The 24,744-nt window shown below is 63.5% G+C and carries 29 protein-coding genes; 1 reads left to right on the top strand and 28 read right to left on the bottom strand.

The annotated features are described in order from the left end of the window. Positions 1–181: 181 nt before the first annotated feature. The 20 genes from HY737_09015 to HY737_08920 form a co-directional block, all read right to left on the bottom strand. Entirely contained in the window at positions 182–679 is a 498-nt protein-coding gene (locus tag HY737_09015) for a YajQ family cyclic di-GMP-binding protein (GenBank protein ID MBI4598523.1), read from the bottom strand. 3 nt (positions 680–682) lie between these two features. Further along, entirely contained in the window at positions 683–1,042 is a 360-nt protein-coding gene (locus HY737_09010) for a hypothetical protein (GenBank protein MBI4598522.1), read from the bottom strand. Between the two features lie 30 nt (positions 1,043–1,072). Continuing rightward, a complete protein-coding gene (gene ychF / locus HY737_09005; protein ID MBI4598521.1) occupies positions 1,073–2,146 on the bottom strand; it encodes a redox-regulated ATPase YchF in 1,074 nt (357 codons plus the stop codon). Between the two features lie 6 nt (positions 2,147–2,152). Further along, positions 2,153–3,409, bottom strand: coding sequence for a DEAD/DEAH box helicase (locus HY737_09000; protein MBI4598520.1), 1,257 nt, complete (start codon positions 3,407–3,409; stop codon positions 2,153–2,155). Continuing rightward, positions 3,396–4,031 carry a VTT domain-containing protein gene (locus tag HY737_08995; GenBank protein MBI4598519.1) on the bottom strand — a complete coding sequence of 212 codons (636 nt, stop codon included), beginning with the start codon at positions 4,029–4,031 and terminating at the stop codon, positions 3,396–3,398. Before HY737_08995 ends, HY737_09000 begins: the two co-directional genes overlap by 14 nt. 59 nt (positions 4,032–4,090) lie before the next feature. Beyond that, positions 4,091–5,002, bottom strand: a complete 912-nt coding sequence (locus HY737_08990) for a hypothetical protein (GenBank protein ID MBI4598518.1) — start codon at positions 5,000–5,002, stop codon at positions 4,091–4,093. A gap of 3 nt (positions 5,003–5,005) precedes the next feature. Further along, positions 5,006–6,607, bottom strand: coding sequence for a type IV pilus assembly protein PilM (gene pilM / locus HY737_08985; protein MBI4598517.1), 1,602 nt, complete (start codon positions 6,605–6,607; stop codon positions 5,006–5,008). Then, complete coding sequence (locus HY737_08980; protein MBI4598516.1) at positions 6,601–7,422, bottom strand: discoidin domain-containing protein; 822 nt, start codon at positions 7,420–7,422, stop codon at positions 6,601–6,603. Before HY737_08980 ends, pilM (HY737_08985) begins: the two co-directional genes overlap by 7 nt. A gap of 68 nt (positions 7,423–7,490) precedes the next feature. Then, positions 7,491–8,003, bottom strand: a complete 513-nt coding sequence (locus tag HY737_08975; GenBank protein ID MBI4598515.1) for a prepilin-type N-terminal cleavage/methylation domain-containing protein — start codon at positions 8,001–8,003, stop codon at positions 7,491–7,493. Continuing rightward, positions 7,996–8,331 (bottom strand): hypothetical protein, encoded by a 336-nt coding sequence (locus tag HY737_08970; protein ID MBI4598514.1) that lies wholly within the window; start codon positions 8,329–8,331, stop codon positions 7,996–7,998. The genes HY737_08975 and HY737_08970 overlap by 8 nt, the downstream gene beginning before the upstream one ends. Before the next feature lie 34 nt (positions 8,332–8,365). Continuing rightward, complete coding sequence (locus tag HY737_08965; GenBank protein ID MBI4598513.1) at positions 8,366–8,845, bottom strand: type II secretion system protein; 480 nt, start codon at positions 8,843–8,845, stop codon at positions 8,366–8,368. A 19-nt stretch (positions 8,846–8,864) separates the two neighbouring features. Further along, positions 8,865–10,070: a type II secretion system F family protein gene (locus tag HY737_08960; GenBank protein ID MBI4598512.1), complete on the bottom strand. Its 1,206-nt coding sequence runs from the start codon at positions 10,068–10,070 to the stop codon at positions 8,865–8,867. A 4-nt stretch (positions 10,071–10,074) separates the two neighbouring features. Beyond that, positions 10,075–10,458 carry a response regulator gene (locus HY737_08955; protein ID MBI4598511.1) on the bottom strand — a complete coding sequence of 128 codons (384 nt, stop codon included), beginning with the start codon at positions 10,456–10,458 and terminating at the stop codon, positions 10,075–10,077. A gap of 7 nt (positions 10,459–10,465) precedes the next feature. Next, positions 10,466–11,920, bottom strand: a complete 1,455-nt coding sequence (locus HY737_08950; GenBank protein MBI4598510.1) for a type II/IV secretion system protein — start codon at positions 11,918–11,920, stop codon at positions 10,466–10,468. A 14-nt stretch (positions 11,921–11,934) separates the two neighbouring features. Next, positions 11,935–12,336 carry a response regulator gene (locus tag HY737_08945; GenBank protein MBI4598509.1) on the bottom strand — a complete coding sequence of 134 codons (402 nt, stop codon included), beginning with the start codon at positions 12,334–12,336 and terminating at the stop codon, positions 11,935–11,937. Between the two features lie 33 nt (positions 12,337–12,369). After that, positions 12,370–12,765 carry a response regulator gene (locus tag HY737_08940; GenBank protein MBI4598508.1) on the bottom strand — a complete coding sequence of 132 codons (396 nt, stop codon included), beginning with the start codon at positions 12,763–12,765 and terminating at the stop codon, positions 12,370–12,372. Continuing rightward, positions 12,758–13,159 (bottom strand): response regulator, encoded by a 402-nt coding sequence (locus tag HY737_08935; protein MBI4598507.1) that lies wholly within the window; start codon positions 13,157–13,159, stop codon positions 12,758–12,760. Before HY737_08935 ends, HY737_08940 begins: the two co-directional genes overlap by 8 nt. Further along, a complete protein-coding gene (locus HY737_08930; protein ID MBI4598506.1) occupies positions 13,156–14,355 on the bottom strand; it encodes a HAMP domain-containing histidine kinase in 1,200 nt (399 codons plus the stop codon). Before HY737_08930 ends, HY737_08935 begins: the two co-directional genes overlap by 4 nt. After that, positions 14,352–17,105: a CHASE domain-containing protein gene (locus HY737_08925; protein ID MBI4598505.1), complete on the bottom strand. Its 2,754-nt coding sequence runs from the start codon at positions 17,103–17,105 to the stop codon at positions 14,352–14,354. Before HY737_08925 ends, HY737_08930 begins: the two co-directional genes overlap by 4 nt. After that, entirely contained in the window at positions 17,102–17,281 is a 180-nt protein-coding gene (locus tag HY737_08920; GenBank protein ID MBI4598504.1) for a helix-turn-helix domain-containing protein, read from the bottom strand. The genes HY737_08925 and HY737_08920 overlap by 4 nt, the downstream gene beginning before the upstream one ends. A 114-nt stretch (positions 17,282–17,395) precedes the next feature. On the opposite strand from HY737_08920, the gene HY737_08915 reads away from it, so the two are divergent. Beyond that, positions 17,396–18,664: a GAF domain-containing sensor histidine kinase gene (locus HY737_08915; protein MBI4598503.1), complete on the top strand. Its 1,269-nt coding sequence runs from the start codon at positions 17,396–17,398 to the stop codon at positions 18,662–18,664. 14 nt (positions 18,665–18,678) lie between these two features. On the opposite strand, the gene HY737_08910 is transcribed toward HY737_08915, so the two are convergent. The 8 genes from HY737_08910 to gspG form a co-directional block, all read right to left on the bottom strand. Continuing rightward, positions 18,679–19,629 (bottom strand): peptidyl-prolyl cis-trans isomerase, encoded by a 951-nt coding sequence (locus HY737_08910; protein ID MBI4598502.1) that lies wholly within the window; start codon positions 19,627–19,629, stop codon positions 18,679–18,681. Beyond that, positions 19,626–19,967: a hypothetical protein gene (locus HY737_08905; protein MBI4598501.1), complete on the bottom strand. Its 342-nt coding sequence runs from the start codon at positions 19,965–19,967 to the stop codon at positions 19,626–19,628. The genes HY737_08910 and HY737_08905 overlap by 4 nt, the downstream gene beginning before the upstream one ends. Continuing rightward, a complete protein-coding gene (locus HY737_08900) occupies positions 19,951–20,547 on the bottom strand; it encodes a hypothetical protein (protein MBI4598500.1) in 597 nt (198 codons plus the stop codon). Before HY737_08900 ends, HY737_08905 begins: the two co-directional genes overlap by 17 nt. A gap of 6 nt (positions 20,548–20,553) precedes the next feature. Then, positions 20,554–22,101, bottom strand: a complete 1,548-nt coding sequence (gene pilM, locus HY737_08895; protein MBI4598499.1) for a pilus assembly protein PilM — start codon at positions 22,099–22,101, stop codon at positions 20,554–20,556. A gap of 173 nt (positions 22,102–22,274) precedes the next feature. Beyond that, a complete protein-coding gene (locus tag HY737_08890; GenBank protein ID MBI4598498.1) occupies positions 22,275–23,336 on the bottom strand; it encodes a general secretion pathway protein GspK in 1,062 nt (353 codons plus the stop codon). Then, positions 23,317–23,934: a prepilin-type N-terminal cleavage/methylation domain-containing protein gene (locus tag HY737_08885; protein MBI4598497.1), complete on the bottom strand. Its 618-nt coding sequence runs from the start codon at positions 23,932–23,934 to the stop codon at positions 23,317–23,319. Before HY737_08885 ends, HY737_08890 begins: the two co-directional genes overlap by 20 nt. Further along, the gene (locus HY737_08880; GenBank protein ID MBI4598496.1) at positions 23,931–24,335 is read right to left on the bottom strand and encodes a prepilin-type N-terminal cleavage/methylation domain-containing protein; all 405 of its coding nucleotides are present in this window, start codon (positions 24,333–24,335) and stop codon (positions 23,931–23,933) included. Before HY737_08880 ends, HY737_08885 begins: the two co-directional genes overlap by 4 nt. Next, positions 24,295–24,732 carry a type II secretion system major pseudopilin GspG gene (gspG, locus tag HY737_08875; protein ID MBI4598495.1) on the bottom strand — a complete coding sequence of 146 codons (438 nt, stop codon included), beginning with the start codon at positions 24,730–24,732 and terminating at the stop codon, positions 24,295–24,297. The genes HY737_08880 and gspG overlap by 41 nt, the downstream gene beginning before the upstream one ends. Positions 24,733–24,744: the final 12 nt, after the last annotated feature.

Here is a 24,744-nt window from a genome sequence, read left to right as displayed (position 1 = left end):
TCCAATGTCCATCCCGATCACCGTGTTCACTGCGATGGATGTCATCGCGGCACCTCCTGTCGGTTGGTGCCAGTATGACAGCGTTCAAGCGACCCAGCGTTTTCATGCTATCACCCCCTCTGCAGCGGCTGCCATCGTGGCAGCCGCGGAATGCCGAGCGCGACGGGCGCTCGGCCTATTGTTAGCGGTAATTCTCGCACTGGATGGGAATGCCGAAATCCTTCCCGCGAAGCGCGTGGATCACCGCTTGCAAGTCATCGAGCTTCTTGCCGGATACCCGCACCGCATCGCCGTCAATGCGCGGCTGCACCTTCAGGCCGAGATCCTTAATGGCCTTCACGATGTCCCTCGCCTTCTCCGACGAGAGGCCCTGCTGCAGCGCGGCCGACTGCTTCATGCCGCCGCTTGGCAGCTGCTCGGGCGCGCTCCAGGCCAGCGCCCTCACCGACACCCCGCGCTTGGCCATCTTGGTCTCCAGCACCTCCACGACGCTGCGCAGCTGCCCCTGATCATCCGCCGTCGTCTTCATCATCTTCTCGGCCTCATCGAAGACAACACTCGCCGCGCTGCCGCGGAAATCAAACCGCGTGCCGATCTCTTTCTGCGCCTGGGAGACGGCATTGCGCAGCTCTTGCCAATTGACGTTGGAGACGATATCAAAGGCGTGGTCGCTCGCCATGCGTTACGCCAGTTCGCACAGCCCCACCTTGATCGTGATCTTCTCAGGATTCGACGCCCAAGGCCACAAGGCGGCGTAGGCCACCTGGGTGTCCTGCCCCTTGGCGAAAAACAGGCACTGCTCGATGCGGATGCCGCCGAGCCGATCCACCGCTTTTTGGATGCGCGGCTCAAGCGTCTTGGCCTCGTTGAAATCTTTCAGCGGAGGGCCGAGGGCTTGCTCAAGGAGCTTGCGGCATGGCTCAAGACCTTGGCGCGTCAAGACACCCTCCAAATACTCCCCGGTGGGAGGCGAGGCCCGCTGCTCGACGAAGGCGATCACCGTTTTCAGGTTGGCGGTCAACTGCTTAACCATCTCCTTCATGGCTTCCGGCTCCCTCCGATGTCGCGCGCCTTAGACATTGAAGCGAAAATTGAGGATGTCGCCGTCCTCCACCACATACTCTTTGCCTTTCAGCTGCGCTTTCCCGGCCTGGCTGACGGCCTGCTCGCTGCCGAGGCTGATGAGATCCTCATAGGCGATCCGCTCGGCCCGGATAAAACCCCGGGCGATGTCGGAATGAATCGCCCCGCCGGCCTCCGGCGCTGCCGCTCCGCGGCGGATCGTCCAGGCGCGCACCTCATCCTCCCCCACCGTGAAGTAGGAGATCAGCCCTAAGGCACTGTAACTCATCCTCGTCAGCCGGTCAATGGCCGACTCGGCCAGCCCTAAATCCGCCAGAAACGCCGCGCGCTCTGTGGGATCCTCCAACTGCGAGAGCTCCTCTTCGATTTTCGCCGAGACTTCGACGCTGAGCGCCCCCTGCGCTCCATAGCGCTCGGACACGGCAGCCGCCAGACGATGCGAAGCCAGCTCCTCTTCCCCCACATTCAAGATCAAGAGCAGCGGCTTGCGGCTCAAGAGAGGCGCGCTCGCCAAGAGCTTGGCCGCCGCCGCATCCAGCGGAAACGTGCGCACCGGCTGATTATTGTTGAGATGGCCGTGCAGCGCTCTCAAGAGGGCCTGCTCCGCCGCGCGATCAGGGCCCGCGCTGCGGAGGGCGTCTTTGGCGATGCGCTCCAGCCGCTTGTCCACGAACAGCAGGTCATTCAGCAACAGCTCGTTGACGACGATCTCGATGTCCCGGAGCGGATCGACCGAGCCCTCAAGATGGAACACGGCCGTATCCGCAAAGGCGCGGACCACGACCCCGAAGACATCGACCCGCTCCAACGCCTTGAAGAGCTCCTGGTTTTTCGCGGAATCTTTGGTCAGATCAGGCAGGAGGTGATATTCGATCGTCGCCGGGGTGAGTTTCTTCGGGCGGTACATGGCGGCCAGCCGATCCAGCCGCGGATCGCGGACCGGGCAGATGCCGGGGATCGCCCCGCCGTTTCCGTGGGAGACGGTGGTGGCATCAACACCCGTGAGCAGCCGCAGCAGCGTCTTTTTTCCGGATTGCGGCAATCCAATCAGGCCGACTTGCATGACGAGTTATCGATGACGGTACCGATGGCCATGCGCATCATGGGCGCGAGGCGGCGGGCGCTGCCCCGGACGATGTCGGTACGGCTCATGCGGACGATGGGGCTCGGATTTCTTGTACTGAAAATCCGGCAGGGTCACGCGGGGCAAGGTGCGGGCCAGGGCCCGCTCGATGTCGGCGATGAGCGGCTCCTCGTCATGATCGATCAGTGTAAAGGCATCGCCGGTCGCCTCGGCCCGGGCGGTCCGCCCGATGCGGTGCACGTAATCGTCCGGGGTATTGGGCACGTCGAAGTTGATGACATGGGTGATGTCCTCGATGTCGATGCCGCGCGCGGCGATATCGGTCGCCACCATGACCTGGGTTTTGCCGCGCCGGAATTGATCGAGGGCTCGCAGGCGCTGGCTCTGGCTGCGGTCGCCGTGCAGCACCGAGACGGAAAACCCGTGCCGCTGCAGCATCTGGCTCAACCGATCCGCATAGTGCTTGGTGCGGCTAAAGACCAGGACCGAGGTCATGCCGGGCTGGCGCAGCAGATGGGCGAGGAGCTCCACTTTCTGCGCGCGCGCCACCGGATAGATGGCATGGCGGATGCCGACCGCAGGGCTTGAGCGCTGGCCGATTTCGACGGTGACCGGATGGTGCAGGATCTGATGGACCAGGGTGAGGACCGAGGGAGGCATGGTGGCGGAAAACAGCAGGTTCTGCCGCTTCACCGGCAGCAACCGCATGATCTTCTGGATGTCCGGCAAAAAGCCCATGTCCAGCATGCGATCCGCCTCATCCAGCACGAACACCTCCAGGTCCACGAAATTGATCCGCCCTGAGTAGACGTGGTCGAGCAGCCGCCCTGGGGTGGCCGAGACAATGTCCACGCCCTGGGTGAGCGCCTTGATCTGAGGATCCATCGGCACCCCGCCGAAAATCGCCGCACCCTTAAGATGCACGTAGCGCGAGAGGGCCTTGAGATGATCCATCGACTGCAAGGCGAGCTCGCGGGTCGGGGCAATGATGAGCGCTCGGAGGTGCCTGGTGGAGGGGCGAAGCAGCAATCGATGGAGAATCGGCAAGACAAACGCCGCGGTTTTTCCCGTGCCGGTCTGCGCGCAGCCGATCACATCCCGGCCGGCGAGGATGTGCGGAATCGCTTGGGCCTGGATCGGCGTGGGCCGCAAAAACCCCAGGTCATGGATCCCCTTGAGCAAATTCGGATGCAGCCTTAGGTCGTCGAAGGCCGCTTCGGGGAGCGGCTCAGGCGGGCTCATGGCGGCGATGGCGGCTGACCAGCCATTCTCGAATGATGGGGAGCATCGAGACGATGATAATCCCCAAGATGATCCAATGCAGCTGCCGATCGATATGCGGAACCGAGCGGCCCAGCCAATACCCGGCCAGCGTCATGCTGGCCACCCAGCTAATACCGCCGAGGATATTAAAGATCACAAACGTCCGGTAGCGCATCCGCGCCACGCCGGCGACGGTCGGCGCGAAGGTCCGAACAAACGGCATGAAACGAGCCAGGACGATCGTTTTTGCGCCGTAGGTGTCATAGAACCGCTGGGTCCTCCGCACGTGCTCTTTCCGAAACCACCGGGAATCCTCGCGCCGGAAGATTTTCGGCCCGGCATGATAGCCGATCGCGTAGCCGGTGCTATCGCCCGCGATCGCCGCCGCGCTCAAGAGGATGATCAGCGCCCCAATGTTCAAGGGCCCGTCCCCGACCGCCAAGAGCCCGGCCGTCACCAGCAGCGAATCGCCGGGCAGAAAGAAGCCGGCGAGCAAGCCGGTTTCGGCAAACACGATCCCCACGAGCACGGTGTAGCCGCCCCACCGGATGAGCGCATCGAAGTGGTAGAGGTTCGCGAAGAATTCTCTGAGAGTTTCCATAGACGAGTATTGTCACATAATCCGCCTGTAAGGTCTAGTCGGTAAATGGTGCGGGCCGCTTAGGGGGATAGATGCAGTTGGAACGTGTCGGCGCCGTTGGACAAGGAGACCTCATCGTTCGTGATGGCCGTGATGCGGTAGCCCTCAAAGGTGTCGCCCACGCCCAGCGTCTGGCCGTTGATGATGGCCATCGGGATCGCCGCATCCCACAAGATGCCTTCAAGATGCAGCGAGGCCGCGGCCGCCGCCCGCTCCTCCTTGTGCGGAAACGGATCCCGCCCCCAGGCTAGGCCGCCGGCCAGCGCTTGCTGTGCTGCGCGCGCCGTGGCACTTGATTCGATGGGCAGCGGTGCTGCGGCCGTGCTCGGCATGCCAGGCGGCACAGCCTCGGCCGCGGGAAGATAGACGGCCAGCTGCACGTTCGCGCGCAACGGCGCAGGCGCCGCCGTTGACGCAGTGAGCGATGCCGCTCTCACCGATGAGGCGAAGGGAGCTCCGGAGAGCGCGCCAAGAAACTCGGCGATGTCGCGCAAGGTCCCGGTGAGCTGCGCGTTGAGGAGCACTTCGCGCAGCGTGAGCGAAGGCCCGGCGCGCACCAGGTGGGCGGCGCGCGGATCATCCGGCCGCGCCGGCGTGATGACGACGGCCAGCCGATGCCCTCCGGCGCGCCGCTGCAGTTCTTCGAGGATCTTGGGCAGCGATTGGCTCCTCCCCAGGCGAGCCTCCAGCGCTTGGCGCCGCTGCTGCCGCGCCCGATCCGCAACCGCGTCAACCGGCTGCTGCGTGACGGCGGCGGCGTGCGCATGCTTTGCCTTCAGCTCGCTGAGCATCGCCCGCTGGGTGCTCAGGCGCGAGGCCGCCGGCACGCACACCCACTGGGCGAGCAACACTGCGCCGGCAACCGCCGCGCAGAGGATGAGCGCCGTCTGCTTGCGCCCTTCAGATAGTTGAGCCAGCGCTGGAGGAAGCATCGGTCACTCCAAGAAAGCCTCAAGGCTGAACGTCGAGGCCCCCATCTCTGAGGAACGGACTTCGGAATCGATCAGGTTAACATCAGAGAAAAACGGCGAGCGCTCAAGCGCTTCCGCTAACTGTGCGACCCCGCCACCGTTTCCTGCGGCGATCACGCGCCCTTTGAGACGCGCGATGCGCCGTTCGCCCTCGAACTCGATGTGACACTCGGTCAGCTCGATCGTCGCCGGCACAAGAGCCGCCAGCTCTTTCAGCAGGCTCCCCCAGAGCGGCTGCCGCTCAAAAAATGTCTGCACGATGTCTAAGGCGGCATCCAGGCTGCGGTTGGCCTCATCCTGGTTCAGCCGCTGGGTATAGGCCGGCTCGATCTGCTGCCAGAGCCGCTGCTGCCGGCTCACGTGCCACTGTGAGATCCCGACGGCCGCCAGGAATCCTCCTGTGACCGCGAGCGCGATGAGTCCGACCGCCGCGGCAAGACGCGGCGTGCGATTCGCCGTCGCATCGCCGGCGGCGTTCGCGGTTTGGGACGCCCGCGGCAGCAGGTTGACCCCTTGCCCGTGCGAGAGGGCAAGGCCGATCGCCGCCGCCAGCCGCGATCCCTCTGCCTCAGGCAGCTCATCGGCCGCTGTCTTCGACGGCTGCGGAAGATGCTGCAACGGGTTGAAGACCTCCACGGGAATGCCGAGCCCTTCGGACAGCGAGACCTGCAGGTTGCTCAGCGTCGCGTCCATGCCGCAGATGAGCAGGCGCTGGACCCCGGCGCTGTGACCCTGGGTTTTGTAAAAATCGAACAGGCGGCTGAGCTCCGTCAGCACCTGCTCCATCACTGGGCGCATCAAGGACGCCAGGTGAAACAGCGGAATGTTTTCGTCCGTCTTGCCCTCGGCGGCGTCGGAGAGAATCCCGTGCCGCTGCTTGAGCCGTTCGGCCATGGGGCGATCGATCGTCACCGCGCCCCCGTCGTCAAGCGCCACCGTCCCCACGAGCGCTTGGGTCAAGAGGTCGCTGCCGAAGGCGATCTCGCGAACCAGCTGTGGCGCGCCGTCATGGGCGATCACGATTGAGGTCTGGGAACAGCCGATGTCCAACACGGCCACCGACCCGCGGCGCGCCTCGGGGATGAGCGCTGCAACGCACTCCCAGGCCGCGCACGACTGCGGGCTGATGCTCTCGATGCGCAGCCGAGCGCGTGTCAGCTCGCCGATGAGCGCGCTGACCGCACGGCTTGGAGCGGCGGCCGCCAAGACGTCCTGTTTCTTCACGTCCTGCTCCACCACCTCGCCAAGCACCCGGACATCCAGCGCGGCCTCTTGGATGGGAAATGCCACCTGGTCTTTCAATTCCCACTTCGCCGCCTCAAGCAGCTCGAGCTTAGGCATCAGCGGCATGACCAGGCGCCGGATCGCCACGTCAGCGCCGGCTAGGGCCGCATGCACCGAGCGCCCTGAAAGCTCGCCAAGCTGCGTGCCATGGCGGATGACCCGCAGCGACTTGCCGTCGGATTCCATCTCAATCCATCGCGTACCTGGCGGCCTGATGTCCAGCCCGATCCACTTGCCCCGCCCGTCAGGGCGGGGCGCGCCTCGTCCTGCCGGTATCACCATTGGCTGGTCACCGTTCCGGCATCGCCAAATTCCACAGCGCGGCTTGCGATGTTGTACGTTTCCATCTCCTTGACCCCGGCGCGGCTGCCGCTGCCTACATCAGGAAACAGCGCGCGGAAATAGCGGTGGCTCGTCGAAGTAAAGTTGATGTCAAAGGTGTTGTTGGGGGACTCGACGATCGATGAGCCGCTCACCGCGGTCCACGCGGCGGCGTCATCAGAGTGCTGGATAGTGATCGCGCTGCTGATATTGCCGTCATCCTTGATGATCATCCGATTCACGGTGGCCGCGCTGCCGTAGTCCATCTTCAGCCATTCATTCGGCCCTTTGGTGCCGGCTTGCCATTTGGTGCCGGTGTCGCCGTCTTTCGATTTGCTCGCCGTGTTGGAGCCGTTGGTGGACGACGCCGTGGCGGTGGCCGAGAGCGACTGATTCGTATTGGTCACCGTGACCTCCACGTCGGTCTCCGCCACTTGCCGCCGGGATCGATAGGAGGCCGCACTCGGCACATACCCAGAGGAGGTGATCGTGTACTCCGTGTCGTCGTCTTCAACCGCGGGCGTGGTTTCGTCAACGATGGTCACGCTGTATTCGCCGGCCCCGAACGACTCGCTATACGTATTCCCCGTGCTAGAGGCCGCCGACCACGTGCCAGCGCTTAACGCTTGCCGCGCGCGCTGCCAGCCGGCTTCGGCGATGTAGTAGGCCTGCTTATCCAGCAACTGGCTCCGGCTCGTGGCGAGGCTATTGTTCGAGAAGACGCCCACAGCCAACGCGAGGCCGGAGAGGAGGAGCATCAAGAGGAAGGTCGCCATGAGGGCAGCGCCCTGCTGACCGAGTTGGCTGGGAGCTGGGAGTTGGGAGCTAAGAGCTGTGTTTCTCATCACATGTTGCGCAGGTAGGCGGCGGCAGTGAGGGAGATCGTTTCCTGGTCTTTGACTGCCGTCATGGTGATTTGGACGACGCGGACTTCATCGCGGTCTCCGCTGGCCACGGGCGTTGACATGCTGTCGCCGTCGGCGTCCACATAATCGAAGTCCAATGACGAAAGGTCCCTGATGAGCAAGGTTGATCCCCGCAACAGATCTCCGCTGGTCACCACGTAGTTGATGTTGGTGTCGTTGGAGCCGTCGCCGTCGATGTCCCTGGCGTCAAACTGAAATCGTTGATCTTGCGCGACATCAACGTTGTAGGAGGACGCCATCTCGCGGGTCATTTGATCGAGGGCGCGCGTCATTTGGGTGCGGAGGTCTTCCCGCTCATCCGCGCTGTTGGCGGCCCGCAATCCCACGATCGATGTTTCATACACCGCGCCCATGAAAATGGCAAAGAGGACCGTCACGATCAGCACTTCCATCAACGTAAACCCCAAGGCGCTTTGAAAAAGCTTAGACATTCGAGCGATATGTTTGCAAACTAATGCTCGTCTCAGATCCGGCCTGCGTCCAGTAGACCGTCACCACCACCTGCTTCAGATCCGTATACGGCGTGGTCACCGTCACCTGCCGGCTGAACCGGCTGTAGCCTGACGGGCTGCTGACCGAGGCTTTCGATTCATCGACCAGGCTGCCGTACGCCGTGTTGCGCAACTCTTCCAGCCGCCGCTGGCCGACATACGTGGCGATCAGGACGTTTTCTCCATCCGCCTGCCCGGCTTGTCCCCGATGCAAGAGCTCCATACACGCCACCGTGCCTGTGGCAAACAGCACGAGGGCTAGCATCATCTCCATCAACGTAAAACCTAAACGGGGCATCATGTCAACAGTTGGGCGCTCCGGGCGGAGAGCCGTTGGTCACACAGATATCATCGATCGACGTGGCACAGTTGGCCCCGGTGCACTGCGGCACGCCGCCGGTCGTGATGCTGGTGATCGCGGCCGCGCGGTCCTGGCCGTAGGAGAAGACCACGTAGTAGATGGCGTTGGTGTCGCGGTAAAAGCTGTAATCATTGCTGCCGGCGCGGAATGGATCATCCGGAATGGAGCTGATGATCCGAGGGCTGGCCGTGGTCAGCGAGGTGAGCGCGCTGACGATCGTGTTGCTGTTGTGGATGTAGTACGACTCGATCGCGGTCGCGATGGTCCGCAGCTCCGACTTCGCCCGCTGGATCGCGGCTTCATCCTGGGCCCCGCGGAATTGCGGCAGCAGCACGCCGATTAAGATCGCGATCACCATGATCACAATCAGCATCTCGATCAGCGTAAACGCCGATCTCCACCCCAGCCCTCGCCTCTTCATCTCTCCTCCTCTTCTATTTCTATTTCACCACATTGACCAACCGAAACATCGGCAGCAGCAAGCTCGCCATGATGAAGGCCACCATCCCTCCCATCACGACAAGAAACATCGGCTCCACCAGCGACATCACCCGTTTAATGCCGTGCTGGACCAGCTCATCATAGTGGTTGGCGACCTCTTCGAGCATCTGATCTAGGGTGCCGGCTGCCTCGCCCACAAGGATCATCTGTATGACCATCGGCGGAAATTCGCGGCTGGCGTTCAGCGGCTCGGCGAGCGACCCGCCTTCCTTCACGTGCGAGGCGGCCGCCCGGCACGCATCCGCGATGACCGCGTTGCCGCAGGTCAGCTCCGCAATCGCCAGCGACTCCAGAATCGGCACCCCGCTGGAAATCAACGTGGCCAGCGTGCGGGCGAAGCGCGAGAGCGCAGCCCGGCGGACCAGCTCGCCCAGCACCGGAACGCGCAGGCTCAGCGCGTCGAGCTGCCGCCGGCCGGCCGGGGTCGTGACGTACCACCCAAGGAGTGCCACGGCGGCGATGAGCAGCCCGATGATGAGCCACCAGTGCCGGCTCAATTGGTAGAGCAGCAGTGTTGGCAGCGGCAGCGGCACATCGGCTTCGAGGTAAATCTTCATGAACTTGGGGATGATCATCGTGATGAGAAAGGTGCCGACACCGATGCCGACCGCCAGCAGCGCAATCGGATAGGTCATGGCCGTGACCAGCTGCTCGCGAAGCTGCGCTTGGTGCTTCGTGAAGTCGGCCAGGCGGCGCAGGATGTCATCCAATTTGCCCGAGGCCTCCCCGGCGCGCACCATGTTGATGAACAGCCCGGAGAAGATGCGCCCATGGTGGCTGAGGGCGTCGGAAAAACTCTCCCCGCCCTGCACCCGGCGCGCCACGTCGGCGAGCGTTGTTTTGAGCGCTGGATTCGTCGCCTGCTGCTCGAGCGTTTCCAATCCGGTGACGAGCGGAATGCCCACCTGGACCATTTTCGAGAGCTGGACATTCAAGAGGACGAGATCGTCATAGCCGACCCGCGGCCCGAAGAGCTGCAGGCCGCGCGCAGCGTTCACAGCGAAGGCCCCGACTTCCTGGTGCGTCGTCACCAAGTAGCCGCGGCGGCGCAGCGCATCCGCCAGCGCTTCGACGCTGGAGGCCGCCTGCGCGCCTCTGACCTGTTGGCCGCGCTGATCGCGCGCCGTGTACTGGTACGTCGGCATCTGACTATCGTTGATGTCTCGCGAGGCACACCATGATGCGCTCCCGCAGCTTGTCCGGATCAAACGGTTTGATGATGTAATCATCGGCCCCGAGGTCCATGCCGCCCTTGATGTGATCGGCTAATCCTAAGGCCGTGAGGAAAATCACCGGGATCGCGTTCGTGGCCGGATCGGCCTTCAGCCGCGCGCAGACATCGCGCCCTTTCATGTTCGGCATCATGATGTCCAGCAGGATCAGATCCGGATGGTGCGCTGCGGCGAGCTGCAAGCCCTCCTCGCCGCTGGCGGCGGCCAGCACGGAAAAGCCGAACTGTGCTAGCCGCTTGCCGATCACCTTGCGGATTGAGAGCTCATCATCAACGAGTAAAATCACCGGCTTGCTCTTCATGATCCCCTCAATCGAGTTGGGTCACGCGAACCACTTCTTCGATGGTGGTGATCCCCGCGAGGGCCTTGGCCACGCCATCGTCGCGTAGCGTCCGGATGTGAGCCGCCTCGCGGATCGCGTGCGCCGCGGCCTTCGCCACCACCAAATCCTTCACCTCAGAGGTCATCGCCAGCAGCTCATAGATCCCAATGCGGCCCTTGTAGCCGGTCTGCTGGCAGGCGGCACAGCCCTTGCCGCGTGTGAGCATCGCCGCCTCCGGCAGCTGAAACTCGCGGACCACCGCCGGCTCCGGCGCGTACGATGCCTTGCAGGCCTGGCAGATGACGCGCACGAGGCGCTGTGCCAGCACGCCGATCACGCCGGAGGCGATCAGGAAGGGCTCCACCCCCATATCCACCAGCCGGGTCAAGGAGCTGGGGGCGTCATTCGTGTGCAGGGTGGAAAAGACCAGATGCCCGGTGAGGGCGGCTTGCACCGCGATCTCCACCGTTTCGCGGTCGCGGATTTCGCCCACCATGATCACGTTCGGATCCTGCCGCAAAAACGCGCGCAGCGCCGAGGCGAAGGTGATCTCCGCTTTCGGGTTGACCTGGACTTGGTTGACGCCGGCAAGCTGGTATTCCACCGGGTCTTCGATGGTCAGGATGTTGAGGGCCTGGGAATTAATCAGATGCAGGGCGGCATACAGCGTGGTGGTCTTGCCGCTGCCGGTCGGCCCGGTCACGAGGAAAATGCCGTGCGGCGATGCGATGAATCGCTCCACCGCGTGGCGGGTGGCCTCATCCATGCCGAGCTGTGCCAGGCTTAAGCGAGCGCTGGAGCTATCCAGCAGGCGCATCACGACTTTCTCCCCATGCTGTGTTGGGATGGTGGAGACGCGCAAGTCGATGTCGGTTTCTTCCATCTTCATCCGGAATCGGCCGTCCTGCGGCTTGCGCTTTTCCGCGATGTCCAGCCGCGAGAGCACCTTGATGCGGGAGACAACCGCCGCATGCAGATGCAGGGGCGGGCCGCTGACTTCCCGCAGCACGCCGTCGACCCGAAACCGCGTGCGCAGCGTGCCTTCGCCCGGCTCGATATGGATGTCGCTGGCCCGGTCCTTGACCGCCTCCATGACCAGCTGGCTCACCATGCGGATGACTGGAGGCTCCCCGGCAGCCTCCTCTTCCTTCATCGGCTTCTTAGGGCCGGCCGCGGCGGCCGCGCTCGCCGCGCCGTAATACTGATCGATCGCCTGCCGGATGCTCGTCTCAGAAGCCACGACGGTCTTGATGTCGCACTTCGTCTTCAGACGAAGCCCATCAATGGCGATGACATCGAGCGAATCTTTCATCGCCACGGTCAGCGTCTCCCCGATTTTAAACACCGGCATCACGACGTGCTTGCGAGCCAGCGCTTCGGGCACGAGCTGGATCACCTCGGGCTTAATGAGATAGTTTTCAAGCTCAATGGTCACGGACATGGCGCTCTCTTCCCTTAGGCGGCCTCATGTTCGGCGCGGGCCAGGACGATGGCGATGCGCTCCTTCAACTCCGCCGGCTCGAAGGGCTTGACGATGTAGTCCGCCGCGCCCAAATCCATGCCGGCCTTCACATGGTCGGCCAGCCCTAAGGCCGTCAGGAAGATCACCGGGATCTTCGCGGTCTTGGGGTCCGCCCGCAGCTTGGCGCACACATCCCGCCCCTTCATCTTCGGCATCATGATGTCCAGCAGCATCAAGTCCGGCACGCACTCCTGGGCGATCCGCAAGCCGTCCTCGCCGGTCTCGGCGGTCAGCGCTTCATAGCCCCAGCTTTGCAGCCGGCGGGACACGACAGTCAGGATATCCTTCGTGTCATCGACAATCAAGATTCGCTTTTTCTTTGGTTGATCATCCATGGCGGCGCGCCCTCCTCTGTGTCGGTGTTCGTGTCATGGCTGCGTCGGCTGCGATGAGGCGCCGATGAGCGCTCGGATCTTCTCCAGCAGCTCCTGGGCCCGGAACGGCTTGCGGATATAGCCGTCAGCGCCGCAGTCCATCCCCAACTTTTCATCCTTCTCCGACGCCTTCGCGGTGAACAGGATGATCGGGATCTGTTGATACCGGGTGTCCTGCTTGAGCATCGTGCAGACCTCGTAGCCGTTCATCTTCGGCAGCATGAGATCCAGAATGATGAGGTGGGGTCGCTCAGCCTGGGCTTTCGCCAGCCCTTCCTGGCCGTCCACGGCCACGAGCACATCAAACCCCTCGACCTCCAGCCGCTTGCCCACCATCTTCACGATGCTGGGCTCATCATCCACCAGCAAAATCCTGAACTTCTCAGGCATCACCCGATCCCTCCTCTCCGAGCACGCGACGAATCTTCGCCATCAGCTCCGCCGACCGAAACGGTTTCCTCACCCAGTCGGCAGCACCCACCTCAATGCAGCGGTTGGCCAAATGCTGCAGCTGGCTCTCGGACGCCGTGAAAATGACGACCGGAATCTTCTTGGTGGCCGCATCGGTCTTCAGGCGGCGGCACACCTCATAGCCATTCAGCTTCGGCAACTTGATATCGAGCAAGATCAGATGGATCGGCACGGCAGAGGACGCCTGCGCGATGGCCTCCTCGCCGTCCTCCGCGGTGACGACATCGTAGCCTTCAAACTCCAGGCGGGCCTTTGTCATCTTCAGCACGTTCCGCTCATCTTCCGCAATGAGAATGCGCTTCTTCCGGTTCATGAGGCTGCCGCCTGCTGCCGCGCCGCTAACAGCAGCGCCTGGGGCGTGCGTCCGTCATCCGGAAACACCGCGCCAGCAAGACGCACGGCTGCCCCGGCCTGCCGGGCCACGCCGCGCAGCCGCTGGAGCATCGCGCGGCATCCGGCAGGGTCGGCCACCGCCACAACGGCGAAGGTGCCGTCGTCAAACGTGATGAACCAGTCGCCGCGGTGGGTGCGCTGCTTGATCACCGCTTCCGCCTGACGCATGAGCTCCGGGGAAACCTCCGGTGATGCCGGCACCGCCAGCAGCAGGCCGAAGCGGCCGCTCTCGGCCTCGGCATCGGCTTGGGCCTCCCGGCACGCCTCCGCCAGCAGCACCTGGGGCACGGCCTGCGGCACGGTGAAGGTCACTGTCGTGCCGTCGCCGACCGCGGAGTCAACCGTGATGGTCCCGTGATGGCGCTCAATCACCTGCTTGCAAAACGCCAAGCCAAGGCCGCTGCCCTGCGAGCCGGGGGAGTCCGGCGTATGCACGTGGCTGAACGGCTCGAACACTTTCGCCGCCTGCTCGGCAGAGAGGCCGGCCCCGCGATCCTGCACCGCCACTTCAACCTGCTCGCCCTTTGCCGCAGCATGGATGCCCACCTCGGTGCCTTTCGGCGCGTGCCGGATGGCGTTGCGCAAGAGATGATTGACCACCTCGGCAATCGCGGTCGGATCCATGTAGGCTGCCGGCAGACCGTCCGCGGAGACGATGAGACGCGTGGGCTTGGCCAGCTCAGCCCAGCGGGCCGCGCACCCGTGGAGGAGCGCTGAGAGATCCGAAGGCTGCCGCTGCAGCAATCGCCGGCCGGACTTCAGCAGCGAAAGGTCCAGCACTTCTTCCACCAGGTCTGAGAGGCTCGCCATGTTTTGATCCAGCACGCGGACGAAGGAGCCTTGCTCCTGGGTCAGGGATCCCAGCACGCCATCCCGGAACAGCTCGATGCACTCCCGCATCGCGGTGACCGGCGTGCGCAGTTGATGGTTCATGATTTCGAGAAACTCATCCTTGAGCGTTGCCAGCTCGCTGAGCTCCTGATTGGCCTGCTCCTGCTCCTCAAGCTGCTCCCGAAGCCGCCGGGTCTGCTGCGCGACCTGCCGGATCAGGCGATGGCGCTGATACCAGAGGTATCCCGCGACGGCGATCAGCCCCGCGATCACGGCACCCGTCATGCGGATGCCCCAGGCTTCGGCAACGGCTGCTCAATCCGCGCGGCCGCTGCATGCAGCAGCGCATCCCCGTTGTCGCCGTCCCCCGGATAGAGCGCTGCGCCGAACCCGAGGCGGTGGCTCCCGCCCAGCGCCTGCCGCAGCCGCTTCACAATGGCCCCGAGGTCCGTCGGGCGGATCAGCCCGAGCAGCACCACCCAGTGGTGGTTATAGGCAAAGATGATATCCCCGCGATGGACCCGCTGCCGCACCTCCTCGGCCAGCCGATCCAGCGGCTCTTGGCGCTCCGGCGCGATGGCGATGGCGCAAACGGTTTCGCCGTCCGCCGTCGGCAGCAGCTCGCGGAGCTCACGAAAGCTTTCTGTGAGCACGAACTCATCCGTGTAGATCGGCAGGTGCACGGTGAAGGTGGAGCCGCGGCCAGGCTCTGAGGCCACCTCGATCCGCCCGCCGTGCAATTCGGTGAGCTCCTTGCAGACCACAAGCCCAAGGCCGGTGCCGCGAGGACGCCCTTCCTTCACCGCCCCGACCTGGGAAAACTTCTCGAAGAGCTTGCCAAGATCATCCGACGACATGCCCGGCCCGTCGTCTTGGACCCCGATCGACACCATGCCCTCATGCTGGGCCAGACGGACCGTGATCGCGCCGTCGTCATCCGTCACCTTCATGGCGTTGGAGAGAAAATTCGTCAGAATTTGAATCACGCGATCGCGATCCGCGAATAACGCTGGGACTTCCTCGCCCTCGACCTTCACCGTCCGTCGCCCCAGCAGGGGCTGATGGCTGCGGATGATCGACGCCACGACCGCCCCGGGATCGACCCGCGCGCGGGAGAGCCGCATCCGCCCGGCTTCAATCTTCGAGATATCGAGCATATTGTTGATCAGTTCGGTCAATCGGTCAATGTCCCCGTCCATCGTCGCCAGAAATTCCTGTTGGTCATCCGTCGTGGCCCCTAAGGCGTTGTCCAGCAGCAGCCCCAAGCCTTCCTTGATGGACGTCAGCGGAGTCCGCAGCTCATGGCTGACTTTGGCGACAAACTCATCTTTGAGAAGGGCGAGCTGCTGCAGCTTCTGATTGGCCTGCTGCACCTGCCGGCTGGTGGTTTCCAGCTCCTTTTTCGACCGCTGCAGATCCTCAAGCAGGCTGCGCGTGACCTGCTCGCGCCGGGCCAGCTCCGCGTTGATCCGTTCAAGCGCCTCGGTTTGCGCTCGGCTCTGCTGCTCGGCGGCGCGCCGCTGCGTCACATCCCGGAACATGATCTGGATCCCCAAGATGCGCTGGTCATCTTTCAACAGATGAGGGTTCACCTCCATGATCAGCCGCGCTTGGTCCTTGCGGATGATCTCCAGATCAAACGGCGGCCGCTGCTGCCCGGCCACCACGAGCGTAAACTCCTGCAGCGCTTTGGGCAGCGCGACAGCGCTCAGGACCCCGCTGCGAAGGAAATGCTTGCCCAGCAGCTCCTGCGCGGCATACCCTGAGATTCGCTCCGCCGCGGGATTCAATGCTTGGATCTGCCCTGCCGCATCCAGGATCACGATCGGGTCAGGCGCCTCGCGAACGAGGGTCTCGTACCGCAGCTCGGTCGTGTGCCGCACGGCCTCGGCCTCCAGGCGCTCTCCCACTTCTTGTTGGAGCCGGTCATTCATGGTGATCAGCTCAGCCGTTCGCCGCTTCACCAGGCGGTCGACTTTGGAGGCTTGGTTCAGCAGCAACCCAAGATACGCCGTCGCCAGCACCGTCATCAGCAGGCCGAAGCCCAAGACGAACACCGCCCCCCGTCGCTGATTGATGGCAAGAAACCGCGGCGTGGACTCAGCCGCAAACCTCCATCGCCGCCCCGCGACGTCAATCGCCGTCTGCCACTGCAGCGGGCGGCTCATTCCCAAGGCGCGGCTCGCGCTGCCCGGATGATACAGGAGATGGGCTGCGACCTGCTCTGTGTCATCGTGCAGGGACACGGCCATCCCCTTGAGCCCCACGTCCTTCAAGGCGCTGTCAAACAGCTCGGTCAGCCGGAAGACCACCATGGCAAACCCCTGCAGGTTCGCCCGCCGGTCGCTGAGGGCCTCATGCGGCGTCCCATTGCGATAGATCGGCAGATACGCGAGCCACCCATACGCCTGAGGGTCGCCGACCACCAGTGTGACCGCCTCGGTGGCGCGGCAGTCTCCGGCATCTCGTGCCGCCTCCAACGCCTGGCGCCTGCGCGCTTCCGAGCCCATGTCAAACCCCATCGCCGCCTGGTACGGTTCGAATGGCTCAATGAACAGAATGGGATAATGCTCCGGCCGGTCCTCCGCCCGCGCGAACGACCGATCGGCGGTTTGCTCAGTCACCTCAAAGGCGGGGAACCCCTCGGCGCGAACCGCCTGCTCAAAAACCGCACGATCCGCTCCGGCCACGCGAGGCACCCAATCCAAAGCGAGGATCTCGGGATGGCGCCGCAGCGCATCGCGCGTAAAGGTCGCGAATTCGCCCCGCTCGACCTCGCGGCTGGATGCATAGAAGTTGCGGATGGCGTACAAAACCTCCAAGCTGCTCCGGAGCTGCCGCCGCAGCTCCTGCGCGTAATCTCCCGCAGCATCCGCAAAGATCGCTTGCAGCCGCGCGCGCTCGGCATCGTGCACCATCAGGGACAGCCCGATCGACACCAGCACCCCCAGCCCGAAAATGCCGGCGACCATGAGATATCGCCACGCCTCAGCGCGCCGCGGGTGCGTCCAATGAGCATGCGAGGGGATGGTCATGAGCCGAGCCACTCGTGGTTTTCGACCCATTCCTTCAGGCGCAGCTCGCTGAACCGCCACTGGCTGCCGACCTTGAAGCCCGGCAGCTTGCCGCGCTTGACCAAGCGGTAAATCGTCGTGGTATTCACGCCAAAGCGCTTGGCCACATCTTCAACGTTCAAGTACGGTTTCTCCATGCGCCTTCCTCTATATAGGTAGAGTATGCCTGCCATGGTCATCCTTCGTCAAGCTTGGCAAAAGATTTTCCCCATGGCCTTTCGTTGATCGCCATTCGCCAACGCTCGCCACTGATGTGGTATACTTTTGGCGTCATGGCCAACGTCTCGCGGGCGGAATTGAAATATTTCGTGGAGCGCTCCCGGGAAGAGATCAAGACCCTCTACGAAATCGGGCGGCTCCTCACCTCCACCACCGAACCGCAGGCGATCATCCGCCTGGCGGCGTCGTACGCGCACGGGGCGTTTCCCGTGGCCCTGTGCGGCATCTTCTTTTTTCCCCAGCGGAAGCTGCATCTGATTCCCTTCGCCCCGATCGCCCCGGTGGAGCTGGCGAGTGCCACTCGCCAGATCCGCGAGGCGGCGTCGGATTTGCTGAAACATCCCATCGCCGAAGAGGACAGTCTATGCGTCATGGAGACCGTCGAGCATAGCGGGCTGCTGCAGCCCACGGCGTCGCTGCGGTCGAAATATTTTGCGCCGCTGTTGACCGTCAAAGGCGAGCCGATCGGCCTGCTGAGCCTCTTCAGCGGCAAGGAGGACGCCTTCTCTCAGGAGGATGGCCACGCCATCGGCATTGTCGCGGAGCAGCTGGCGTCGTCGCTGCGCAACGCGTTCCTGGTGGAGGAATTGCGCCGCGCCGATGAGCTGAAGAATCAAATGCTCTCGCTGGTGTCCCACGAGCTGAGCACGCCGCTGACCGCCATCAAGGAGGGGGTCAACCTGGTCCTGGATGGGTCGCTCGGCGAAACCAGCAGCGACCAGCAGGACTTTCTGAAGACGGTGCTGGAGAACGCCGACCGGCTTGAGCGGTTGATCGAGAAAATCAAGACGTCCACCGAGCTCATGACCGGGCAGACGAAATTCGCCTTCGAGTCATACGATCTGCGCACGCTGCTCGCCAGCCTCGAGAAAATCCACCGCCAAGCCGCGGCCGCCAAAGGCCTCCGTTTAACGACGATCGATTTTCCCAAACCGCTGTTCTGGCAGGTGGATTTGCCGCATCTGACGGTGGCCCTCAATCAGCTTGTCGAAAACGCGATTCAAGCGACCTCGCGGGACGGCCATGTGAAGATTAAGCTCTCCGCCGGCTCCGGCGAGGCCGTGATCGAGGTGATCGACACCGGGGCTGGCATCGCCAAAGACGCCCTGCCATCGCTGTTTGAGCAGTTCAAGTCGATCGGGGATCTGCATGAGCGGAAAATGGGCGGGCTGGGCCAGGGGCTGTTCATCGCCAAGTCGCTCATCAAGGGCCACGGCGGGGCGATCGAGGTGGAAAGCATCCCCGGGCAAGGCACGACGATGACGGTGCGACTCCCCAAAGAACGAAAAGCTGCCGCTTAACGGCGACCCATGACTTAGGAGGAAAGGGGAAGGATTTGCAGGTTCGCTGAGGCTTTCAAGTTCTCAACCCACTTCTTGAGTTCCTCGTGCTGTTTCTTCGTCGTGATCTGCTCGACGTACGATTCCCGATGCTTCGGAAACTCCGCCAGATTTCCTGTGCGTTTATCCAAGAGCCGAAACACGCACCATTCGTTTGCGCCGAAGGGCATCGGCGGACCGACGCTGCCGATGGGCAGCGCGTGGAAGGCGTAGATCTGGCCCTTGGGAATCGCCCACAGGTCCATGTACGCTTCCAGCGTCATGAGGCTGACCGGCCGGACCTTCTCCTCGCCTTTCGCTTTCATCGCGTCCCAGGCCTTCGGGTCCTTGACCTGCTCGTAAAACGCCTGGGCCGCCGCCTGATCGCCGAAGCTCACCATCTCGCCGCCGACATGATGCTGCTCATTGAGAAACTCCTGCCGCAGCTCCTCCTCGGTGACGGCCACGTTGAATGAGGTCCTCATCGCCTCCTGCAATTGATCGATCTGCAGCAGATACCGCATTTGGTTCTCAAAGAGCTCGACATCTTCGCCAAGCCGCTCGTTGGTCCACCGGGCGTAGGCCGAGGGATCGCTCGCGCGCGTGAAGGATTGCTGATCGCCTTTCAGCACGCTGTCAATCCGCGTCGTTAGCGCCTCATCCGAGACGGTGATCTTGCGGCGGAACGATTCGAAGTGCAAGATCAGGGCGTCCCAGATAGCCCGCTCGCGCTGCTCCGGCGAGGCCTGCTCTTCCCACGGGCGCGGAAAGAGCGACGCGACGCGTTTCGCAAAGTCATAATTCCCTGCCGGCACCGGCTGGCCGAAGATGTAGCCGGCGATGCGGTTGGGATCACGAGAGGACTCAGCGGCATATCCGACGAAAGAGCCGACGGAGAAAATACAAATAGCAGAGAGCCCATAACAAATAGCTGATGGTCGTCTCATGGCGTGGACGCTTGCGGGAGCTGACGTGGCGTTTTCTGCTGCTCCTCAACCGCCTGCAGCCGAGCATCGAACCCCTTCAGCCGCTGCTCAATCGCCTGCAACCGCTCCTCGATGGCGCCGAATTTCATGGCGAGGTATTCCTCCACCGGAACCGGAGCGATCATCCCGTTGCGGCGCTCAACCGGCCAGTCCTGGGGCAGCTGAAAATGCAGCCGGTCTTCGGTTTTTCGAACCGTCGCCGCACGGCTTGCGTCATCATCGGCCGCCAAGGCATGGCCGCACAGCAGCGCGATCCCGCAGCAGCCCGCCGCCAGCGCGATCTTACGGGGACGCCGCATGGGGTTCTCCCGCGGGAGCCGGCGAGCGCGCCGGGACAAGCTGCAGCACGGTGGTCGCAATGCGCAGGGTGCCTTCGAGCTGATCCTGGCTGTCCGGCTTGCGGGAGAGGCCGGCGCGCTGCACATCAAAGAGGGCGGGCGAGGTCTCCAGATGGTAGATGAAGCCGGCCCAATCTTCCGGCGTGCACTCAAACCGGATCTCCAGGGCATAGCGCGTGGCGGCGTCGGTGGTTTCCGTGGCCAGCGGCTTGACTTCCCCCACCGTCACATGGCTGTCGGCGGCGATGGCTTCGACCTCCTTGAGGAGTGCGGCCATTTGCGATTCATCGGCCTGCGGAGGGCGCAGATAGCGCTGGTACCGCACCAGATCCACGAGGACGCGGTCTTTGCGCGTCATGAGCTGTTGATTCGTCACGTATCGTTCCTCCATCTGCGTAATACTCCGGCCGACGGCGCGGATCTGGCGCAGCCACGGACTGAGCACCGCGCGGTCCAGCAGCAGCACCATCACGGCCATGCCGCCGACCACGGCGAGGAGCCGTTCGCGAGGTTGCAGGGACGGCAGTTGCGGAAATTTCATGCTCGGCTACCCCGGCGTCCCGCGCCCGGGCTTCGGCGGAACCAGAGAACACCGAAGCTCGAAATCCGTGATCCCCTGCTCATCGTCGGCGCCGCCCTTCCGCTGCGAGACTTTCGGAGGAGGCACGTCGGTGAACAGGGCGCTGTTCGAGAGGCTCGCGGCGAACTCATACACTTTCGGCAGCGCGTTCGATTCGCCTTTCACGATGAGCGACTCCGCCTGGGTATAGGTCAGGGCATCCCACTGCACTTCCCGGGGCGAGAGCTTGACCAGCCCGTCCACAAGATTGAGCAGCTCGCCGCGATGGCGCAGCCGCTCGCGGATGAAATTGATGCTGGCCAAGCCTTGCTCGATGTCAAAAGCCTCGGAGGCATCGGTGTTGTAGAGGGCTTGCAGCGTCTCATAATAGCGATGCTGCTGCTGGGCCCGGCCCATGATCAGCAAGGAGATAAGCAGCAGCACCCCCAATCCCTGGCACGCCATCACCACGAGGGAACGCGCCCGCGCCTCGAAGGCTTGGCGCAATTTGGTGGCCTTCGGTGTCAGATCAATGCGGCTGGGGGCCGCGGCCAGCCCCACGAGGCTCGCGAATGAGATCTCCGGCAGCCGCTCGGCGGCTGTGCTGGCTTCCTCGGCGAGCTCCATGGCTCCCCAAGGTGCGGCGAGATTGACGGGCAGCCCGAAGGCGCTTTCCACGGCTGTCTTGAGCTCCTGCAACCGCTCCACCCGGCCCGTCATCACGATGTCCTGGATCTTGGACGCGCTCCCCTCGGCTTCAACGGCCTCGACCGACCGCTGCAGCTCGGCGATGAGCCGCTGGCTGGCCGCCGCCGGGTCGCGATGGAGATGCTCCATCCCCAAGGCAAAGTTCCGCTGAAACACGAGCTGGCCGCGCTGCATCACCAGCAGCGTCGTCGTGCTGCCGTCGACGTCGATCACGAGGGTCGGCCCCGCCCCCGGAGTGCTTACGCGGCGGCGCACCATCTGGAACCACTGCACCAATCCCTCGACCTCGCAGGCGACGCGCTCCAGCAGCAGGTTCGAGAGCTCCATCACGCGGACCGAGCGATGCACCACGTCTTGGTGCGCAATGACGAGCAGCACGCGGGAATAGCCGGCGCGCTCGCGATCCAGGACGGCAAAATCGAGCAAGATCTCTTCCTTCGCATAGGGCGTGTGCTTCTCGGCCTGCAGCTCGACGATGTCCCGGATTTCGTTCGCATCGACCGACGGCAGGGTGAAGACGCGGATCGTGGACAGATGGGTGGGATTGGCGAGCAGGACGTCGTGAAGTGCCACGTGCTCGGCCGCGCAGTGGTCCTGCAGAGCCTTCGCGATCTCCTCAGGACCCTTGCCCTCGATGGGAATGGCCGCCACCTTGGCGACCGACCGCCCATGGGCTTGCAGCAGCTTCAGCCACCGCCCGTCGAGCACCGCGACGGAGAGCCCTTGGGACGCGGCGGCAGGCACCAACTGGCCGAGCGATTTCGCCAACCGCCGCGGCTGCAGTGCCAGCTGCAACAGCGCCTCTTGGAAGCGATGCTTTGAACCCATGGTCAGGAAAATTACCAATGACCAAATCCCAATAACCAAACAATGACCAATGAATCAATGACCGAATATCCAAACCGCAATATTGGTTTGGTCATTGGTCATTCGGTCATTGGTGCTTGTTTGATTATTGGAGCTTGGTGATTGGTCATTATTGGTGATATTGTGCGCGGTTCTTACCGTTCTGTCCACAACTTGACGTGCCCTTCCCGATCGATGATGCCCATCGCATGCACCGCGTGGGCCGGCGTGCCATCACTAGCTTCCAGGTGGAACCGGAACGCGCGCGAGGAGACCGTGAGGAGTTTTTTTTGCATGAGCTGCGCGAGCCTGCCGAGGTCCGCTTGGGGAAGATACGCCCGGAGGTCTGCTTCCATGCCATCGACGGATGAGAACGCTTGGTCATCGCCCGTGCCTTCAAGGCCATCCTCCCCCGACCGAAAGGCTCGAAGGCCCGCCACCCCCTGAGGGCTCAGACCGAGCGCTGCGAAGATCACCGGCGAGGTGGTATTCACGTTGACCGCCCCCGAGCCATAGACCGTCACATGCGGCTCAAGCCAGCGATAGATCGCCGGAGACACCCCCTTGACCAGCCGAAGCTCCTCGAGCTGCTCGAACGGCCCGTTTTTGCAATCGTAGGCGTTGGCCAGCCCCCGATAGTAAAAATGCTCCGCGCCATGCGGCTCGGCATCATCATCCTCATCGCGCCAATCACTGATCGCATCGGCGAGGGCGTCCGCGTCATCGGGTGCCAGCGGCGTCACCGAGCGGATCAACCGGTCGAGCGCATCCTTCGGCGCGGTGTTCAGATTCAGCCGGCGCTCTTCATCGGCCAGGCCATAGCGGCGCTCCGGATCGGGCTTCGGAGATGACATCAACGAAAAGATCCCGTCCCACTGCGTGCGATCATGAAACGAATCCGCCCAGGGATCGCTGAGCGTATCGACCATCGATGCGTCAAGGGCGAGCGCTTCGATGGCCTTCAGCAAACCGGCCTGGGCGATCCCGCGCATGCGCAACTGGCCGAGCATGCGGTCAGAAAACCGCAGCCCGGCGGAGGCTTGGGACGCCACGCTGACGGCGAAGAGGCTCAGCAAGAACGTCACCCACAGCACGTAGATGAGGATGCTTCCACCATGAGGATGGTGGATGGTGGATGGTGGATGGTGGACGTGAAGGGGTCCACGATCCACGATCCACGATCCACGATCCGCGATATCACTCTGTTGTCGGTTCATCGATGTGTCCTTGGGCAAGAAACACCGTATGCGTCTGGGTGACAGGCGGCCGCCGGCCCTCCTGCGTGGTCACCTCAACCGTGACCGCCAGCGGCGGCGACGGCCCGCTCCAGTGGCTGCTCCACGCTTCGACTCCGCTGTCGGGGTGCTTGCCGAAATACCGAAGGCGCAGGCGCGTCACGCGATCCAGCACCGGCTCGCAGCGATCGCGCAGCGAGACGGTCCGCGTCTGCGCATAGGGAACAAACGAGCGGCAGAGCACGTGATCCCGCTCGCGAAGAAAATAGCCGATGCGGCCCAGCGTCCCTGAGGGCCAGGCCGATGGGCGCTCGGCCTCGACGGTCGCGGCGGAAAACCGATCATAGGCGCCGTCGAAGGGCACCGGCGAAAAGGTGCGGAGGCTGCGCAGATCCCGCCGGATGAACTCGAAGGCGATCAACCCGGATTGCCCTGCTGCGCTCAATTCATTCGCCCGCTGCCAGACCCGAAGCCCGCCGGCAAACGCCGAGACCATGGCCCCGCCGGCCAAGGCCATCAGCGAGACGACCACGAGCATTTCCACAACCGTAAATCCGCGGCCAGCGCGTGGCGGTGTCATGGCTCAGGGGTCGCGGGGATCGGCATCATCGACGCGGTGTGAATGCGGTAGGGATGGCCGGCCTGCTGCCATTCCACGGCCAGCGCGGCCTCTTGAGTGGTGGGAGTCGCGGGGGCTACCGTCAACTGCCAGCGGAACGTCTCGCGGCCGATTCGGAAACTCCCCTCCGGCCGCAGCTCCGCACGCTGGTGAATGCCTAATTCCACTTCGGTGAGTTTCGCCGAGGCGAAACTGTACGCGCGCAGGCGATTGCGGGCCACGCTGAGGGTGTAGGCGCTGCGGACGAGCCCTTGCAGAATCACCGCCATCCCGGCGGCGAGGATGGCGACGCTGATGAGGACTTCAATCAGGCTGACGCCCTTAGTCTTGGCTCGCCGCCTGCACGGCCCAATTCGTGACATCGTCTTTGCCCTCGACCCCGTCGGCCCCCACGGAAAACAAATCATAATCCCTGGGCGGATGCGTCCCCGGATACCGATACACGTACGGCCGTCTCCACGGGTCCAGCGGCTCCTGCTCAATGTACGGGCCTTTCCAGTTATCCGCCACCGGCGGGCTGGTCGGCTTGGCGATCAGCGCCTGCAAACCCTGCTCCGTCGTCGGGAATCGGCCGTTGTCGAGCTCATACAGCTTCAGGGCGGTCGCGATGTTCGCCTTGATATCGGTCTTCGCAATGCCGATGCGCGCCTCTTCGGACCGGCCCGCTAAGCGTGGCACCACCATCGCCGCCAACGCTCCAATAATCACCACCACGAGCATCAACTCAATCAGCGTAAACCCTTGTCTAATCTTTTCCATCGTCGCCTCCAG

The sequence above is a fragment of the Candidatus Omnitrophota bacterium genome (assembly GCA_016209275.1).
Classification (GTDB): domain Bacteria; phylum Omnitrophota; class Gorgyraeia; order Aquiviventales; family Aquiviventaceae; genus JACQWM01.
Note: the sequence above shows the minus strand (reverse complement) of the source record. Positions and strands in the feature narration are given on the sequence as shown.

Bases quoted from the DNA above. Each gene is read 5' to 3' on its own strand.
- HY737_08925 (MBI4598505.1), bottom strand. From the start codon at position 17,105: ATGACCATCCCCTCGCATGCTCATTGGACGCACCCGCGGCGCGCTGAG.
- HY737_08910 (MBI4598502.1), bottom strand. From the start codon at position 19,629: ATGAGACGACCATCAGCTATTTGTTATGGGCTCTCTGCTATTTGTATT.
- HY737_08995 (MBI4598519.1), bottom strand. From the start codon at position 4,031: ATGGAAACTCTCAGAGAATTCTTCGCGAACCTCTACCACTTCGATGCG.
- HY737_08980 (MBI4598516.1), bottom strand. From the start codon at position 7,422: ATGGCGACCTTCCTCTTGATGCTCCTCCTCTCCGGCCTCGCGTTGGCT.
- HY737_08975 (MBI4598515.1), bottom strand. From the start codon at position 8,003: ATGTCTAAGCTTTTTCAAAGCGCCTTGGGGTTTACGTTGATGGAAGTG.
- pilM (MBI4598499.1), bottom strand. From the start codon at position 22,101: ATGGGTTCAAAGCATCGCTTCCAAGAGGCGCTGTTGCAGCTGGCACTG.
- HY737_08880 (MBI4598496.1), bottom strand. From the start codon at position 24,335: ATGTCACGAATTGGGCCGTGCAGGCGGCGAGCCAAGACTAAGGGCGTC.
- ychF (MBI4598521.1), bottom strand. From the start codon at position 2,146: ATGCAAGTCGGCCTGATTGGATTGCCGCAATCCGGAAAAAAGACGCTG.
- HY737_08905 (MBI4598501.1), bottom strand. From the start codon at position 19,967: ATGCGGCGTCCCCGTAAGATCGCGCTGGCGGCGGGCTGCTGCGGGATC.
- HY737_08960 (MBI4598512.1), bottom strand. From the start codon at position 10,070: ATGCCGACGTACCAGTACACGGCGCGCGATCAGCGCGGCCAACAGGTC.
- HY737_08965 (MBI4598513.1), bottom strand. From the start codon at position 8,845: ATGAAGAGGCGAGGGCTGGGGTGGAGATCGGCGTTTACGCTGATCGAG.
- pilM (MBI4598517.1), bottom strand. From the start codon at position 6,607: ATGGTGATACCGGCAGGACGAGGCGCGCCCCGCCCTGACGGGCGGGGC.
- HY737_08950 (MBI4598510.1), bottom strand. From the start codon at position 11,920: ATGTCCGTGACCATTGAGCTTGAAAACTATCTCATTAAGCCCGAGGTG.
- HY737_08885 (MBI4598497.1), bottom strand. From the start codon at position 23,934: ATGACACCGCCACGCGCTGGCCGCGGATTTACGGTTGTGGAAATGCTC.
- HY737_08955 (MBI4598511.1), bottom strand. From the start codon at position 10,458: ATGAAGAGCAAGCCGGTGATTTTACTCGTTGATGATGAGCTCTCAATC.
- HY737_08920 (MBI4598504.1), bottom strand. From the start codon at position 17,281: ATGGAGAAACCGTACTTGAACGTTGAAGATGTGGCCAAGCGCTTTGGC.
- HY737_08990 (MBI4598518.1), bottom strand. From the start codon at position 5,002: ATGCTTCCTCCAGCGCTGGCTCAACTATCTGAAGGGCGCAAGCAGACG.
- HY737_08915 (MBI4598503.1), top strand. From the start codon at position 17,396: ATGTGGTATACTTTTGGCGTCATGGCCAACGTCTCGCGGGCGGAATTG.
- HY737_08930 (MBI4598506.1), bottom strand. From the start codon at position 14,355: ATGACGGGTGCCGTGATCGCGGGGCTGATCGCCGTCGCGGGATACCTC.
- HY737_08900 (MBI4598500.1), bottom strand. From the start codon at position 20,547: ATGAAATTTCCGCAACTGCCGTCCCTGCAACCTCGCGAACGGCTCCTC.
- HY737_08940 (MBI4598508.1), bottom strand. From the start codon at position 12,765: ATGCCTGAGAAGTTCAGGATTTTGCTGGTGGATGATGAGCCCAGCATC.
- HY737_08935 (MBI4598507.1), bottom strand. From the start codon at position 13,159: ATGAACCGGAAGAAGCGCATTCTCATTGCGGAAGATGAGCGGAACGTG.
- HY737_09015 (MBI4598523.1), bottom strand. From the start codon at position 679: ATGGCGAGCGACCACGCCTTTGATATCGTCTCCAACGTCAATTGGCAA.
- HY737_08890 (MBI4598498.1), bottom strand. From the start codon at position 23,336: ATGAACCGACAACAGAGTGATATCGCGGATCGTGGATCGTGGATCGTG.
- HY737_09000 (MBI4598520.1), bottom strand. From the start codon at position 3,409: ATGAGCCCGCCTGAGCCGCTCCCCGAAGCGGCCTTCGACGACCTAAGG.
- HY737_08945 (MBI4598509.1), bottom strand. From the start codon at position 12,336: ATGGATGATCAACCAAAGAAAAAGCGAATCTTGATTGTCGATGACACG.
- gspG (MBI4598495.1), bottom strand. From the start codon at position 24,732: ATGGAAAAGATTAGACAAGGGTTTACGCTGATTGAGTTGATGCTCGTG.
- HY737_09010 (MBI4598522.1), bottom strand. From the start codon at position 1,042: ATGAAGGAGATGGTTAAGCAGTTGACCGCCAACCTGAAAACGGTGATC.
- HY737_08970 (MBI4598514.1), bottom strand. From the start codon at position 8,331: ATGATGCTAGCCCTCGTGCTGTTTGCCACAGGCACGGTGGCGTGTATG.